Source organism: Streptomyces sp. ISL-66 (assembly GCF_018614135.1).
In the GTDB taxonomy this organism is placed as follows: Bacteria; Actinomycetota; Actinomycetes; order Streptomycetales; family Streptomycetaceae; genus Streptomyces.
On record NZ_JAGGOW010000112.1, the window covers coordinates 35,057 to 50,266 of the forward strand.

General features: G+C 71.6%; 12 protein-coding genes and 1 pseudogene. 5 read left to right on the forward strand and 8 right to left on the reverse strand.

What is annotated here, in order from left to right; all coding sequences use genetic code 11:
• Window positions 1-35: 35 nt before the first annotated feature.
• From J7E97_RS21525 to galU, 5 genes are all read right to left on the reverse strand, one after another.
• Window positions 36-650, reverse strand: coding sequence for a GNAT family N-acetyltransferase (locus tag J7E97_RS21525; protein ID WP_215029743.1), 615 nt, complete (start codon window positions 648-650; stop codon window positions 36-38).
• A gap of 17 nt (window positions 651-667) precedes the next feature.
• Window positions 668-1,159: a molybdenum cofactor biosynthesis protein B gene (locus tag J7E97_RS21530; protein WP_215029777.1), complete on the reverse strand. Its 492-nt coding sequence runs from the start codon at window positions 1,157-1,159 to the stop codon at window positions 668-670.
• 101 nt (window positions 1,160-1,260) lie between these two features.
• The gene (gene moaC / locus J7E97_RS21535; protein ID WP_215029746.1) at window positions 1,261-1,764 is read right to left on the reverse strand and encodes a cyclic pyranopterin monophosphate synthase MoaC; all 504 of its coding nucleotides are present in this window, start codon (window positions 1,762-1,764) and stop codon (window positions 1,261-1,263) included.
• 73 nt (window positions 1,765-1,837) lie between these two features.
• Entirely contained in the window at window positions 1,838-3,205 is a 1,368-nt protein-coding gene (gene glp, locus J7E97_RS21540; protein WP_251054916.1) for a gephyrin-like molybdotransferase Glp, read from the reverse strand.
• Between the two features lie 4 nt (window positions 3,206-3,209).
• Window positions 3,210-4,112, reverse strand: coding sequence for a UTP--glucose-1-phosphate uridylyltransferase GalU (galU, locus tag J7E97_RS21545; protein ID WP_215029748.1), 903 nt, complete (start codon window positions 4,110-4,112; stop codon window positions 3,210-3,212).
• Window positions 4,113-4,205: 93 nt separating this feature from the next.
• Between galU and J7E97_RS21550 the strand changes: the two genes are divergently transcribed.
• Entirely contained in the window at window positions 4,206-4,823 is a 618-nt protein-coding gene (locus J7E97_RS21550) for a 5-formyltetrahydrofolate cyclo-ligase (RefSeq protein ID WP_215029750.1), read from the forward strand.
• Between the two features lie 44 nt (window positions 4,824-4,867).
• On the opposite strand, the gene J7E97_RS21555 is transcribed toward J7E97_RS21550, so the two are convergent.
• The gene (locus tag J7E97_RS21555; RefSeq protein WP_215029752.1) at window positions 4,868-7,726 is read right to left on the reverse strand and encodes a penicillin acylase family protein; all 2,859 of its coding nucleotides are present in this window, start codon (window positions 7,724-7,726) and stop codon (window positions 4,868-4,870) included.
• 206 nt (window positions 7,727-7,932) lie between these two features.
• On the opposite strand from J7E97_RS21555, the gene J7E97_RS21560 reads away from it, so the two are divergent.
• The 4 genes from J7E97_RS21560 to J7E97_RS21575 all read left to right on the forward strand — a co-directional run bounded on the left by J7E97_RS21560 (window position 7,933) and on the right by J7E97_RS21575 (window position 12,507).
• Window positions 7,933-9,495 (forward strand): potassium/proton antiporter, encoded by a 1,563-nt coding sequence (locus J7E97_RS21560; RefSeq protein ID WP_308346615.1) that lies wholly within the window; start codon window positions 7,933-7,935, stop codon window positions 9,493-9,495.
• A gap of 360 nt (window positions 9,496-9,855) precedes the next feature.
• Window positions 9,856-11,196 carry an MFS transporter gene (locus J7E97_RS21565; RefSeq protein ID WP_215029754.1) on the forward strand — a complete coding sequence of 447 codons (1,341 nt, stop codon included), beginning with the start codon at window positions 9,856-9,858 and terminating at the stop codon, window positions 11,194-11,196.
• Window positions 11,197-11,263: 67 nt separating this feature from the next.
• Entirely contained in the window at window positions 11,264-11,584 is a 321-nt protein-coding gene (locus tag J7E97_RS21570; RefSeq protein ID WP_215029756.1) for an FmdB family zinc ribbon protein, read from the forward strand.
• An 89-nt stretch (window positions 11,585-11,673) separates the two neighbouring features.
• On the forward strand, window positions 11,674-12,507 hold the full coding sequence (locus J7E97_RS21575; protein WP_215029758.1) for an S-methyl-5'-thioadenosine phosphorylase: 834 nt from the start codon (window positions 11,674-11,676) through the stop codon (window positions 12,505-12,507).
• A gap of 92 nt (window positions 12,508-12,599) precedes the next feature.
• Here the strand turns inward: J7E97_RS21575 and J7E97_RS21580 are convergent, their stop codons facing one another.
• Window positions 12,600-14,588, reverse strand: a complete 1,989-nt coding sequence (locus J7E97_RS21580; protein ID WP_215029760.1) for a hypothetical protein — start codon at window positions 14,586-14,588, stop codon at window positions 12,600-12,602.
• 211 nt (window positions 14,589-14,799) lie between these two features.
• A pseudogene (locus J7E97_RS21585) lies at window positions 14,800-15,210 on the reverse strand (WxL domain-containing protein); the annotation flags it as partial.

Below are 15,210 nucleotides of genomic sequence, written 5' to 3' on the forward strand. Positions count from 1 at the left end.
CGACCGAAAGAATTCGAACATATATCGGATTTGCATTAACTCTGGGACGCGGGCCCGTGCGAGTGGCGTTGCCGGTGCCAGCGGCGCAGGAGCCCCTCCCGGGCCTCCTCCGCCGTCAGCGCGTACACGAGGTGGTCCCGCCACGCGCCGTCGATGTGCAGGTAGCGCGGCCGCAGGCCCTCCTCGCGGAAACCGAGCTTCTCCACCACCCGCCGGCTCGGACCGTTCTCCGGGCGGATGCACACTTCGATCCGGTGCAGCCCGACCTTCGTGAAGCAGTGGTCCACCGCCAGCGCGACCGCCGTCGGCATGACCCCGCGGCCCGCCACCTCGCGGTCGACCCAGTAGCCGACGTGGCCCGCGCACATCGAGCCCCAGGTGATCCCGGCGACCGTCAGCTGGCCCACCAGGCGCCCCTGGTACTCGATGACGAACGGCAGCATGCGCCCGGCACTCGCCTCCGCCCGCAGGTGGCGGACCATCTGGCGGTACGTCGGGCGCTGGATCACCGGCCCCCAGGGCGCGGGCGGCGGAATGGTCGCCTCCCAGGGGCGCAGCCAGTCGCGGTTGCGCCGGTTGACCTCGCGCCAGGCGCTCTGGTCCCGCAGTTTTATCGGCCGGAGCGTGACATCGCCGTCCGCCAGCACCACCGGCCAGGAGGGGCCGTTCAGCTCGCGCTCCCTGGTCTGTCGGCGGGCCGCGGGTGGTCGCCGCCGCGGATCTGGTCGACGGCGTGGAGCAGTACCCGGGACAGGACGGCGATCCCGTCGCGGACCCCGCCCGTCGAGCCCGGCAGGTTCACGATCAGGGTGCGGCCGGCCACGCCCGCCAGTCCTCGCGACAGCGCCGCGGTCGGCACCTTGTCCAGGGACTCGGCGCGGATGGCCTGCGGGATGCCCGGGATCTCGTAGTCCAGCACCCGGGCGGTGGCATCCGGGGTGCGGTCGGTCGGGGAGATGCCGGTGCCGCCGGTGGTCAGGATGACGTCGTACCCGGCGGCCACGCCCTCGCGCAGCGCCGCCTCCACGGGGTCCCCGTCGGGGACGACGCGCGGGCCGTCCACCGCGAAGCCGAGCGAGCGCAGCCCCTCGGCGAGGACGGGGCCGCCCCGGTCCGCGTACACGCCCTGCGAGGCCCGGTTGGAGGCCGTGACCACCAGCGCGCGCGGGGAGCCCGGGGCCGTGGCGTGAGCCGGTGGCGGTGCGGACTCCGGCTCGTGGGGGTGGCTGTGGCTGTGGACCTCGCCGCCGCGCGGGGCGTTCACGAGCGGACCCAGTCGCCGGACTTGCCGCCCGTCTTCTCCTCGACCCGCACGTCCGTGATGACCGCGCCCTTGTCCACGGCCTTGACCATGTCGATGACGGTGAGCCCGGCGACCGCGACGGCGGTCAGCGCCTCCATCTCGACGCCCGTGCGGTCGGTGGTCTTGACGGTGGCCAGGATCTCGACGGCGTCGTCGGCGACCGACAGGTCGACCTTCACCCCGGAGACCGCGAGCGGGTGGCACAGCGGGATCAGGTCGGGGGTCTTCTTCGCGCCCATGATCCCGGCGATCCGCGCGGTGGCGAGGGCGTCGCCCTTGGGGACGCCCTCACCGCGCAGCAGCTCGATCACCCGGGGGGAGACCAGCACGCGTCCGCTGGCCCGTGCCGTCCGCGTGGTGACGTCCTTCTGCGAGACGTCGACCATCCGGGCCGCGCCGGCCTCGTCGATGTGCGTCAGCCTGGTGCCGGCGGCGCCGCCGGCGCTGCTCTGCGTACTCATATCTGCGTGCCGCTCCCGTCCGGGCCCCGCAAGGGCCTGTGTGGTGCAACACGCTACCCGCATCCGCCGGACCTCAGCCGAGCAGGACCACCTCGACCTCGGCCCCGGGCTCCACCGAGGTCACGTCCTCCGGTACGACCATCAGCGAGTCGGCGTGCGCCAGCGCGGCGATCAGGTGCGAGCCCGCTCCGCCGACCGGGCTGACCGTGCCGCTCCGCTCGTCGTACTTGCCGCGCAGGAACTGCCTGCGGCCGGCGGGGGAGCCGATCGCCTTGTCGGCCTTCAGGACGGCGCGCACGCTCGGCCGGCTGACTTCGGAGGCGGGCAGTCCCATGAGGGCGCGGATCGCGGGGCGCACGAACAGCTCGAAGGAGACGTAGCAGGACACCGGGTTGCCGGGCAGGGCCAGCAGCGGGGTGTGGTCGGGGCCGATGGTGCCGAAGCCCTGGGGCTTGCCGGGCTGCATGGCGAGCTTGCGGAAGTCGATCCCGGCGCCGTCGATGTCCACGCCGTCGGCCCCGACGCCGGTGGAGACCGCGGTGAGGGCCTCCTTGACCACGTCGTACGCGCCGACGCTGACCCCGCCCGTGGTGACCAGCAGGTCGGCCCGGATGAGCTGGTCCTCGATGGTGGAGCGCAGGGTGTCCGCGTCGTCGGCGACGGCGCCGACCCGGTAGGCGATGGCGCCGGCGTCCCGCGCGGCGGCGGCCAGCGCGAAGCTGTTGGAGTCGTAGATCGTGCCGGCGGTCAGCGCCTCGCCGGGCTGGACCAGCTCGCTGCCGGTGGACAGGACGACCACCCGCGGGCGCGGGCGCACCCGCACCGTGCCGCGCCCGATGGCGGCCAGCAGGGCGATCTGCGGCGGGCCGAGCACGGTGCCCGCGGCGAGCGCGAGGTCCCCGGCCCGTACGTCGCTTCCGCGCGAGCGGACGTGCGCCCGCGCCTCGGCGGCGCGGTGCACCCGTACCTCGCCGGCGGCACCCTCGGGCGACTCGCTGGCCGGGGACATGCCGGAGGCCGCTCCCCCGCCGCTGCCGCCGTCGGTCCACTCGACCGGTACGACGGCTTCGGCGCCGGGCGGCAGCGGGGCGCCCGTCATGATGCGGGCGGCCTGGCCGGGTCCGACGGTCGGCAGGTCCCCGCTGCCGGCCGCGACGTCCCCGATGACCGTCAGCACCGCGGGGAACTCCTCGCTCGCGCCCTGGACGTCGGCGGTCCGGACGGCGTACCCGTCCATCGAGCTGTTGTCGAAGGGCGGGAGGGCGACGGGCACGGTGACGTCCTCGACCAGGACGCAGCCCTGGGCGTCGAGCAGCTGGAGCTCGATGGGCTCCAGCGGCCGGACGGTGGCGAGGACGTCCGCGAGGTGCTCGTCCACCGACCAGAGGCGCTGGGGGTCGCCGGCCGGTCGAGGTTCCTGCGGTGCGTCGGTCTTGGTCAAGGTGCTACATCTCCTCCGTGACGAAACGGCGAAGCCAGGTGCGGAACTCCGGGCCCAGGTCCTCACGCTCGCAGGCGAGTCGGACGATGGCCCGCAGGTAGTCCCCGCGGTCCCCGGTGTCGTAGCGGCGGCCCCGGAAGACCACGCCGTGCACCGGGCCGCCGATGGTCTCGTCGGCGGCCAGCTTCTGCAGGGCATCGGTCAGCTGGATCTCTCCGCCGCGGCCCGGCTCGGTCTCCCGCAGTATGCCGAAGATCGCGGGATTGAGGACGTACCGTCCGATGACCGCGAAATTGCTGGGCGCGTCCACCGCGTCGGGCTTCTCGACGAGACCGGTGACGCGGACGACCCCGTCCTCCTCCGTGCGCTCCACCGCGGCGCAGCCGTAGAGGTGCACCTGGGCCGGCTCGACCTCCATCAGCGCGACGACGGTGCCGCCGGTGCGCTGCTGGATGTCCACCATCTGTCGCAGCAGCGGGTCGCGCGGGTCGATGAGGTCGTCGCCGAGGAGGACGGCGAAGGGTTCGTCGCCCACGTGCGGCTCGGCGCACAGCACGGCGTGGCCGAGACCCCGCGGGTCGCCCTGGCGGACGTAGTGCATGGTGGCCAGGTCGCTGGATTCCTGGACCTTCTTGAGCCGGTCGTCGTCGCCCTTGGCGATGAGCGCGGATTCCAGCTCGTAGTTGCGGTCGAAGTGGTCTTCGAGTGCGCGCTTGTTACGGCCCGTGATCATGAGGACGTCGTCGAGGCCCGCCGAGACGGCTTCCTCGACCACGTACTGAATGGCCGGCTTGTCGACGACCGGGAGCATTTCCTTGGGTGTCGCCTTGGTTGCGGGGAGAAAGCGAGTACCGAGGCCCGCGGCCGGAATGACGGCCTTTTTGATCACGGGGTGCAACTGAGTCATGGGCGGAACGATAGTCGGTCGCACCATCGGTCATGTGAGATTCGAATGAATAATGATCAAGTATGTACCGGTACGGAGAGGTAGGAGACATCCGTGGCAGAGAACCAGCCGCAGCCCGCGCCAGCCCCCGCCAAAACGGCCCTGCGCCGGGAACTCCTGGCCGCCCGCCGGGCCTTGTCCCCCGACCTGCTCCGTACGTCGGCCCGCGCGCTCTCCCGCTCCGCTCTGGAACTGCCCGAACTGGCCGACGCGCGCACGGTGGCGGCGTACGTCTCGATCGGGACGGAACCCGGAACCCGCGAACTGCTCGACGCGCTGCGGGCGGCCGGGAAGCGGGTGCTGCTGCCCGTTCTGCTGGCCGACAACGACCTCGACTGGGCGGCGTACGAAGGCCCGGGGAGTCTGGCCGAGGCCGCGCACCCGGGCAAGATGCGGCTCCTGGAACCGGCCGGACCGCGCCTGGGCCCGGACGCGGTGACCGGCGCCGACGCGGTACTGCTGCCCGGACTCGCGGTGGACCGGCGCGGGATGAGGCTCGGGCGGGGCGGCGGCTCGTACGACCGGGTGCTGAAGCGGCTGGAGCGCGCCGGGGCGCATCCCGCGCTGGTGGTGCTCCTCTACGACGACGAGGTGGTCGCGCGGGTCCCGGAGGAGCCGCACGACCACCCCGTGCGGGCGGTGGCCACCCCGTCAGGGGTGGTGCGCTTCTGAGCTTCGGCGCTGGCTTCGGCGCTGGCTTCGGCGCTTCGGCGGCGTTAGGGCATCAGCCTCAGGGTGTCGACCGTGGCCTTGTCCACGGCCTCCTTGCCGAAGGGCCAGTCCAGCAGTTCGCCCTTGGCCCACAGGGTCGTCTGGTCCGTGTAGTGGTCGTGGTACGCGTGCCCCGAGGCGCCCGTCAGGTTGATCCAGCGGGACTTGTCGAGGCCGCCCAGGTTCACGACCATCCGCATCGACGGCACCCAGGTGACCCCGTACCCGCTGGAGGCGTTCCAGCCGGTCGCGTTGACGGTGGCCTCGCCGCCGCCCAGGTTCCACGGGCCGCGGTTGAGGAGCCACTGGAGGTAGCCCGGGCCCTCGGTGCCGATCGTCTGGTTCTTCAGCATCAGCTGGTGCAGCCGGCCCCAGCTCCAGGTCGACTGGTCCTTGCCGAGCTTGGCGGTCAGCTCCCAGCGGGCGTCCTTCATGGCCCTCGCGAAGAGCTGGTCGCGGGTGGTGGTGTCCGCCTCGCCCCGACGGGCGGCGGGCGACCGCCACCACTCGGAGTTCTCGTTCTTCACCAGGCGGCGGACCACCTCGAACCAGCGGTCGCCGCCGTCCGGCTGCGCCGAGTCCGCATCGCGCGCACCGCATTCGCGGATCATCTTGGCGAGGTCGTCGGCCGGTCCGGTCGTCTGCTCGGGGACGTTCATGCAGCTGCCCTCGATGCGCAGTTCCTTCGGCATCTTGTCGCCGAAGGCCAGCTTGAGGATGTTGCGCCAGACCGAGTTGAAGTACGCGGCGGCCGCCGAGTCGGGCTCCTGGGTGTAGTTCCAGCCCTCCAGCAGCTTCTGCGCGGAGCGGACGTCCGGGTCCGAGACCTCGATCTTGGCCAGCATCGGGGTCAGCAGCGCGGCGATCTCGCTGCTGTTGTCCATCTGCATGGTGCGCATGTCGTCGGTGGAGATCTTGCCGCTGTCCTTGATCTTCGCCTCGATGAGGTCGTTGATCCGCTGGCTGCGGGCGCCGTAGCCCCAGTCGGCGGTCAGCAGGTACGGGTACTTGCCGGCGCCGGTCTCGGTGACGGCCTGGTTCGCGGTCACGATGAAGCCGCGGCCCGGGTTGAGGTCGTACGGCATCTCGTCCTGCGGGACGTAGCCCGCGTTGCCGTCCTTGCCGCCCTTCCAGGCGTACTTCGAGTCCCAGCCGGGGGTCGGCATGCGGCCGTCCGCGCCGCCGCCGCGGATCGGGATGCGGCCCGGGGCCTGGTAGCCGATGTTGCCGCTCGGACCCTTGCTGTCGGCGTAGATCAGGTTCTGCGACGGGACCTCGAAGTCGCGGGCCGCGGCGCGGAAGCCGTTGAAGTCCTTGGCCTGGTTGATCTTGAAGACGGCGTCCATGGACTTGCCCGCGTCCAGCGCCGTCCAGCGCAGGGCGACGCCGTAGCCGTTGCCGCGGTCGGGCGCGGAGCTGGCGACGGGGGCGCGGGCGCCGACCGAGCCGATCTCGTCGCTGCGGTCGGAGATCAGCGGGCCGTTGTTGGTGCCGCGGACCGTGATCTTCTTCTCGCCGCCGCCGGCGATCTTGATGACCTCGTCGCGGACGGTGAAGGGGAGGACCTTGCCGTCGTAGACGTAGCCCTCGGGCCTGACCTGCTCCAGGTAGAGGTCGGTGACGTCGGCGCCGAGGTTGGTCATGCCCCAGGCGATGTCGGCGTTGTGGCCTATGACCACGCCCGGCATGCCGGAGAAGGTGTAGCCGGCCACGTCGTACTGGCACTGGGCGGAGGCCGCCCGGCAGTGCAGGCCCATCTGGTACCAGACCGAGGGGAGCTGCGGGGAGAGGTGCGGGTCGTTCGCGAGCAGCGGCTTGCCGGTGGTCGTGTACTGGCCCGAGACGACCCAGGAGTTGGAGCCGATGCCGCTGCCGGCGGGGCCGAGGATCGCGGGGATCTCGTCGAGGGTGTCGGCGAGCGCGCTCATGTGGGTGCGCAGGCCCACGGTCGCGCCCTGGGCGGTGGTGTTGCCCGCGAGGCCGGTCGGGCCGTCGGCGTCGCCGGTGCGGACGGAGGCCTGGGAGCCGACCGGGCCGCCCTGGCCCGCGGAGCCGGGGGTTCCCGTGGAGCCGCCGGAACCGGAACCCGCTCCGGGGCCGGCCTGGGGGGCGTACTTGCCGCCCTTGACGGAGCCGCCCTCGACGATCGCCCTGTTCCGGTCGAAGGGGTAGGGCGGGTAGAGGTCGTCGATCTGCGCCTGGGAGAGCTTGCCCGTCATCAGCGCGCGGTCGATCTCGTCCTGCATGTTGCCGCGCAGGTCCCACGCCATCGCCTTGAGCCAGGCCACCGAGTCGACCGGGGTCCACTGCTCGGGCCGGTAGTCGTCGCTGAGCTTGAGGGCGGCGTGCTCGACGGAGAGGTCCTTGCCGGACTTCTCCTTCAGGTACGCGTTGACCCCGTCGGCGTATGCCTGGAGGTTCTTCTTGGTGTCCGCCGACAGCTTGGTGTCGTACTCCTGCTGCGCGACCTGGCGCCAGCCGAGGGTGCGCAGGAAGGCGTCCGTCTCGACCTGGCCGGAGCCGAACATCTCCGAGAGCCGCCCGGAGGTCATGTGCCGGCGTACGTCCATCTCCCAGAACCGATCCTGCGCGTGCACGAAGCCCTGCGCGCGGAAGAGGTCGCTGTCGGTGTCCGCGTAGAGCTGCGGGATTCCGTTGGCGTCGCGCTTGACGTCGACGGTCCCCGCCAGGCCCGGCACCTTGAGGGAGCCGGTGGTCTGTGGGTACGAGGCGCGCACGCTGTCCACGCTCCAGTACGCGCCGTAGCCGAGGCCCGCGAAGAGCGCCAGGACCAGGACGAGCACGATCAGACGGGCACGTCGTCCCTTCTTCTTGACGGAAGGGGCGGTTTCGTTGGCGGGCATCGCTGTCCTTAGAGGGGCAGGGTGGTCCTGGGAGTGCTGGGAGCAACCATAGGCGCAGGACAGGGCTCGTTGATCCGCGAGGGTCGAGGTCGTGAGGACACAGCCCCGCAGGCGTTTCACAATGTGGTTGTCGAGTAAAGGGCGCGTCAAGATTAGGTAAGCTAACGAAGTACGTGCCGTACGCGCCCGTGCAGGAACGATGCGTCGTGCGACGCCCGTCGTCCCGCCCACGCCAGGCACGTCGAGGAAAGGGCCGCCCGCTGACTGTCCACACGCTCAATGAGCTTCTGCTGGTCTGCTCGCTCGTGCTCCTCGTCGCGGTCGCGGCGGTTCGCGTCTCCTCGCGCAGCGGACTCCCCAGCCTGCTCATCTACCTCGGCATAGGCGTCGCGATAGGCCAGGACGGCATCGGCAACGTCGTGTTCGACAACGCCGAGCTGACCCAGGTCATCGGTTACGCCGCGCTCGTCGTGATCCTCGCCGAGGGCGGTCTGGGCACCAAGTGGAAAGAGATCAAGCCGGCCCTGCCGGCCGCGATCGTGCTCTCGCTGGTCGGCGTCGCCGTCAGCGTGGGTGTGACCGCGGCCGGAGCGCACTATCTGGTCGGACTCGAATGGCGCCAGGCCCTGCTGATCGGCGCGGTCGTCTCCTCGACCGACGCGGCGGCGGTCTTCTCGGTCCTGCGCAAGGTCCCGCTGCCCTCGCGGGTGACGGGCGTGCTGGAGGCCGAGTCCGGCTTCAACGACGCTCCCGTGGTCATCCTGGTCGTGTCCTTCGCGACCGTCGGACCGGTCGACGAGTGGTACGTCCTGATAGGCAAGATCGCCCTGGAGCTGACGATCGGAGCCGCGATCGGCCTGGCCGTGGGGTTCCTGGGCTCGTTCGGACTGCGGCACGTGGCCCTGCCCGCCTCCGGCCTCTACCCGATCGCGGTCATGGCCATCGCCATCACGGCCTACGCGGCCGGTGCGATGGCGCACGGCTCCGGCTTCCTCGCCGTGTACCTGGCGGCGGTGGTCCTCGGCAACGCGAAGCTGCCGCACTGGCCCGCCACCCGCGGGTTCGCGGACGGGCTCGGCTGGATCGCCCAGATCGGCATGTTCGTGCTGCTCGGCCTGCTGGTCACCCCCCACGAGCTGGTCCACGACTTCTGGCCGGCCGTCATCATCGGGCTGGTGCTGACGATGGTGGCGCGGCCGCTGGAGGTCTTCGTCTCGCTGCTGCCCTTCCGGCTGCCCTGGCAGGAGCAGGCCCTGATGTCGTGGGCCGGCCTGCGCGGCGCGGTGCCCATCATCCTGGCGACCATCCCGATGGTGTCCGGGATCGAGGGCAGCGAGCGCGTCTTCAACATCGTCTTCGTGCTGGTCGTCGTCTACACCCTGGTGCAGGGTCCGACCCTGCCGTGGCTGGCGCGCAAGCTGGAGCTCGGGGACACCGACGAGGCCGCCTCCGACCTGGGCATCGAATCGGCTCCGCTGGAGAAGCTGCGCGGACACCTGCTGTCCTTCGCGATCCCGCCCGCCTCGCGGATGCACGGCGTTGAGGTGAGCGAGCTGCGACTGCCGCCGGGGGCCTCCGTCACGCTGGTCGTCCGGGACGCGAAGAGCTTCGTACCGGCGCCCTCGACCGTCCTGCGGCGCGGGGACGAGCTGCTGGTGGTGGCCACCGATCCGGTGCGCGACGCGGCGGAGGCGCGGCTGCGCGCGGTGGCCCGGGGCGGCAAGCTGGCGGGGTGGCTGGGGACCGGCGGGGCGAGTACCGCAGGTTAGAGCGGCACTCTAATTCGGCCATCTTCGATGGCTTATGCCCGCATTCACCCGCTTTTAGGCCGAGCCTGAATGCGAAGTTCCCGTTAATCGCAGGTGAAGACATGCCCTGTAGCCCTAATCACAGGACATACAAGCCGATCTGCCTGTACGATAAAGGGACACCACATCGAACCAACTCTGCCTGACGCAGAGCTGGCGCGACCGCAAAGCGGCCGTGGCACCCAGAGGGCGCCCAGGTATCACTCGGTTCTGCGCAACAGGACAGCTCTCGGGGCTCCCACATGTACGGGTGCGGCCGCTCACAAGGTGGCGCATCGTCCGCAGACGGGGAGTTCTACCAGGCAGCGGAAAGGCCAGGCCGTGACATCCGCGGTCACGACCGACACGTCCGCCCGCCCCGGCTACGGGCAGCTCCTGCGCACGCCCGGCGCCCTCGGCTTCGTCCTCCCGGGATTCGCCGCACGGCTCCCCTTCGGCATGCTGACGATCAGCATCCTGCTCCTCGTCCAGCACACCACCGGCTCCTACGGCAGCGCCGGCATCGTCGCCGCCGTCACCGGTATCTCCATGGCGCTGTTCGCCCCCGTCATGGGCAAGCTCATCGACCGCCACGGCCAGAGCGCCGTCCTGGTCCCGGTGGCCCTCACGCACGCCACCGCCGTCAGCTCCCTGGCGGCGCTCGCGCTGCTGGGTGCGCCCGTCTGGGCGCTCGCACTGGCGGCCGTCCCCGCCGGTGCATCCGTCCCGCAGGTCGGACCCATGGTCCGGTCCCGCTGGGCGGCCAAGCTCGAGGGCTCCCCGCTGCTGCCCACGGCCGCCGCGTTCGAGTCCGTCACCGACGAGTTCACCTTCGTCGTCGGCCCGGTGCTCGCCACCGCGCTGTGCACCGGCATCAACCCGGCGGCCGGTCTGGTCACCGAGGCCGCGCTGACGCTGATCGGCGGCCTTCTCTTCGCCGCCCAGCGCGCCACGCAGCCCCAGCCCGTCGCCCGCCCGGCGCACGGTGAGAAGCGCGCCTCCGCCCTGTCCTTCCACGGGCTGCGCGTCCTGATCATCGCCTTCATCGGGATCGGCGCCGTCTTCGGCGGCATGCAGGTCTCGCTGGCAGCCTTCTCCGAGGAGATCGGCAACCCCGGCGCCAACGGCCTGCTCTACGGCGTCTTCGCCGCGGGCAACATGATCGCCGGCATCGCCTGCGGTGCGATCGCCTGGAAGATCGGCCCCCGCCGCCGCCTGATCCTCGGTTACATCGGACTCACCGCGGCCGCCTCGGTCCTGTGGGCCGCGAACTCGATGATCCTGCTCGGCGCGCTCGGCCTGGTCGTCGGCCTGTGCATCGCCCCCGCGCTGATCACCGGCTACACCATGATCGAGCAGCTGATCCCGGCCACCTCGCGCACCGAGGCCTTCACCTGGCTCACCGGAGCGGTCGCCTTCGGGCAGGCCGCCGCCGTGACCCTGGCCGGCCGTCTGACGGACGCGCACGGGTCCTCGTACGGGTTCCTCGTGCCGCTGGTGGCCACCGCACTGGCGCTGAGCATCCTGCTCGCCCTGCGTGCGAAGCTGGCACCGACGGCCCCGAGCCGGATCGTCAGCTCGTCCACGCCGCCCGCACGGGCCGTCCGGTCCACCTCGTTCACGCCCTCCAAGGGCGTGAACGAGCGTGGTCTGGGTCACCGCGTGCCGGTGACGGTGGACTGATCTGCCGGAATACGTCACCATGGAGCGTCGTTAGCACTCATTGAGCCAGAGTGCCAGGAGGAAATTCGTGCCGACCTACCAGTACCAGTGCACCGAATGCGGTGAGGGCCTTGAGGCCGTGCAGAAGTTCACCGATGACGCACTGACCGTGTGCCCGAGCTGTGAGGGACGCCTGAAGAAGGTGTTCTCCGCGGTCGGCATCGTCTTCAAGGGCTCCGGTTTCTACCGGAACGACAGCCGCGGTGCTTCGTCGAGCAGCACGCCTGCCTCGAAGCCGGCGTCCACGCCCGCCGCCTCCCCGGCCGCGGCGTCGACGGCGTCGTCGTCCTCGTCATCGGCCTCGACTTCTGCGTCTTCGTCGTCGTCGTCGAGCAGCTCTGCCGCCTGACCTGCCCGACCGCTCCTCAGCATCGTTCGAGGCCCTGCCGTCGTCACCGACCGCGGGGCCTTCGGCGTGCCGCCGTTAGGGTGGGCCGCATGGCGAATGCAGAGATCGGTGTCATCGGCGGATCGGGCTTCTACTCCTTCCTGGAGGACGTCTCCGAGATCCAGGTCGAGACGCCCTACGGGCCCCCCAGCGACTCCCTGTACCTCGGCGAGCTGGCCGGCCGGACCGTGGCGTTCCTGCCCCGGCACGGGCGCAGCCACACCGTTCCCCCGCACAAGATCAACTACCGGGCCAACCTGTGGGCGCTGCGTTCGGTCGGCGTCCGCCAGGTGCTCGGCCCCTGCGCGGTGGGCGGCTTGCGCCCCGAGTACGGACCGGGCACCCTGCTCGTCCCCGACCAGCTGGTCGACCGTACGAAGTCCCGCGCGCAGACCTACTTCGACGGCGAGCCCCTTCCGGACGGCTCCGTCCCGAACGTCGTGCACACCACCTTCGCCGACCCGTACTGCCCCGTCGGCCGGGAGGTGGCGCTGGCCGCGGCGCGCGGCCGGGAGTGGGAGCCGGTGGACGGCGGCACGATGGTCGTCATCGAGGGGCCGCGCTTCTCGACCCGCGCCGAGTCCCGCTGGCACGCGGCGGCCGGCTGGTCGGTGGTCGGCATGACCGGTCACCCGGAGGCGGTCCTCGCCCGCGAGATGGGGCTCTGCTACACCTCGATGGCGCTGGTCACGGACCTCGACGCGGGCGCCGAGACGGGCGAGGGGGTCTCCCACACCGAGGTCCTGAAGGTCTTCGGCGAGAACGTCGGCAGGCTGCGCGAAGTCCTCTTCGACGCCGTCGCGGCCCTGCCCCCGACCGAATCCCGCGCCTGCCTGTGCACCCACGCCCACGACGGCTGGGACCTGGGCATCGAGCTGCCGTAGGCGCGGACCCGTACAGGGACCCGTACGTGAACCCGTACACGGCCCGGTGCCATGTACGGGGCCGCGTCGCGTACGGGTTCATGCCCCGTCCGCTAGCGCACCGTGAAGCGGGTCTGGATCACCTTCCCGTCGGCCAGGACCTCGGAGGCCATGATCGAGGTCGTGGCCGGGTCCCTCACGGTGAAGTTCAGCGCGAACGTGCCGTCCAGGCCGATCACCCGCGTCACGCAGGGGTCGGCTGTCTTCGAACCGTCCGCCTTGCGGCCGCTCACGGCCACCGTGGCCACCGGCGCGAAGCTGCGTCCGGTGACCTGGACGGCCGTGCCCACGGGGCCGCTGTCCGGCGAGAGCGCGTAGGAGGGCGCCGGCGGCGGCGGGGTGCCGCCGACGGTGAAGCGGGCCAGCGCCTTCTTCCCGTTCACGAGCCACTCGCGGGCTTGGAGGGCGACGGTGGCCGGATCGTTCACGGTGAAGGTCTGGGAGAAGCTGCCGTCGAGGCCGACGACCTTGGTCCTGTAGTTGTCCGCGCTCTTGGAGCCGTCCGGCTTCAGCCCGTCGATCTCGACGGTGCTCACCGGGGCGAACCCCTGCCCGACGACCGTGACCTTGGTGCCGGTCGGCCCGGACGACGGGGAGAGCGTGATGAAGGTCTTCGCCACCGTGAGCGGGGCGGTGACGTGGAGGCCGCCGGCGGTGACCTGGACCTGGTAGACCCCCTCGGTCGCCGAGGAGGCGAGGGTGACCGTACCGGACAGGGCTCCCGAGGCATTGACTCCCAGGTTCGTGGCCGACAGTTTCGCGGGGGCGCAGCCGGTGCCGCCGGCCGCGCACAGGGCGGCGGTGACCGCGGCGCCCGCGGGCCAGCCGGCTCCTGAGAGCCCCACCGTGGCGCCCGGTTTCACGGTCGCCGCGCCCGTGGCGAGGGTCACGGGGTGCGTGGTGACGGTGAAGGGGACGCGGGTCTCGGTGCCTTCCACCGCGCCTTCGTCGGTGTGGATGAAGGCTATGGCCGGGTCACTGATCGTGAACTCGGTGCTGAAGGTGCCGTCGGTGGTCGTGCTCGGGTAGACGGCCGTGTCGTCGAGGGTGTTGCCGGCGGCGTCCAGCGCCACCACGTTCAGCTGCTGGTCCTGGTGGTAGTTCTTGCCCGACACCGTGATCACGCTGCCGACCGGACCGTGGTCCGGGCTCGGCGTCAGCTCGTACGGGCCCGCCGGCACGTACGCCTTCACCTCCAGCGGGGCCTTCGCCTGCTTCGTACCGTCGCTGACCTGGACGGAGTACGAACCATCGGAGACCGTCCAGGAACTGGCCAGCGCGATGCTTCCGCTCAGGCCGCCCGAGGCGTCGATCGCCAGCGCGCTGGAGGCGATCTTGGCCGCGTCGCAGTTGCCGCCCCCCGCGTCGCAGAGGGTCGGGGTCGCCGTGGCGCCCGGGGTCCAGCCGCCGCCGGCCAGGGCCACGGAGGTGCTCGGTTTCACCGGACCGGTGGGAGCGGACACGGTCGCCTCCGTGCTCCCGCCGCCCTGCGCGGTCACCGTGGCCACGGTCCCGCCGCCGGCGGTGACGTCGCAGGGGGTCTGGTAGGTGCCGCCGAAGACCACGGTGGTGGTCCGCGTCCGCAGGGGGGTCAGGTTGACCGCCCCGGACGCGGTGGCCGGGAGGAAGAAGTCGCCTTCGAACGGCGGCAGGACCACGGCCTGGCCGCTGGTGTAGTCGAGGTTGACCGTCGGCCCCTGGATGGTGACGGTGCCGGTGGCCCCGCCGGACAGGGTCAGGTCGATCGCCGGGGTGGTCGGGATGTTGCTGAGGTTGGTGGTGCTCTTCGCCGGACCGGCTCCGAGGGTGATCTTGGCGTGGACCTTGCCGCCCGGCGGAACGCTCGTGCTCGTCAGGTCGACGGTCATGGCCTGCGGACCGGTGGCCTCGCCCTGCCCGGCGGGCAGGGAGCAGTGCACGGTGGGGGTGACGGTCCCGGCCTGGGCCGCGGGAGCCAGGGCGAGGCCGCCGGCGGCCAGGACCAGGGCGATGCCGCCCGAGGCCAGTGGCGCGCGCCGCAGCAGTCTTCGGTGCGAGAGCATCCGATCTCCCTTTGTCGGTGGGGGTGTGGGGTGCGGGGTGTGGGGCTGGCGGTGCGGGGGTGGTGGAGGGGTGGGACGGGCCGGGACCCGTGCGCGGTTCGCGCGGGGCCCCGGCCCGGTGGTGCGGGTGGCGTGCGGGTTGGTGTGGGTTTGGTGCTGGGTTGGTGGTCGTCCGTGGCCCGGGGGGCCGTGGCGCCGGCGCCCGGTGGCGTCAGGACAGCGAGAGCGTGAGCGTCGCCGCGTAGTTCCCGCCGGGGATGACCGCCGGGGTGTGGAGGTTCAGCCCGGCGGAGGCGTCGAAGACTCCGCCGACCACCTGGCCGCCGCCGGAGGCGAGTTCACACAGGCCCGCCGGGGTCGCGCCGAGTGCTCCGGGCGCTCCCGCGCTCGGTGTGCCGACCGCGTTGGAGTGCGCAGCGCAGGACGGGGTCCAGCTCACGGCGCCGGCCGGGATGACGGCCGTGCCGCCGCCTGCGGCGGTGAAGTCGCTGAGCGTTCCGGTCAGCGACCAGCCGGCGGTGCCGCCTCGAGCGTCCGAGACCTCGATCGGGTTGAGGGTGCCGTGGACGTCGTGGCTCGCGCCGTCCAACTGGATGGTTCCGAAGTTCACTTCGGCGCCGGC

Coding starts and splice junctions, on each gene's coding strand:
- moaC (WP_215029746.1), bottom strand. CDS start 1,764: ATGAGTACGCAGAGCAGCGCCGGCGGCGCCGCCGGCACCAGGCTGACG.
- galU (WP_215029748.1), bottom strand. CDS start 4,112: ATGACTCAGTTGCACCCCGTGATCAAAAAGGCCGTCATTCCGGCCGCG.
- J7E97_RS21555 (WP_215029752.1), bottom strand. CDS start 7,726: ATGCCCGCCAACGAAACCGCCCCTTCCGTCAAGAAGAAGGGACGACGT.
- J7E97_RS21575 (WP_215029758.1), top strand. CDS start 11,674: ATGGCGAATGCAGAGATCGGTGTCATCGGCGGATCGGGCTTCTACTCC.
- J7E97_RS21580 (WP_215029760.1), bottom strand. CDS start 14,588: ATGCTCTCGCACCGAAGACTGCTGCGGCGCGCGCCACTGGCCTCGGGC.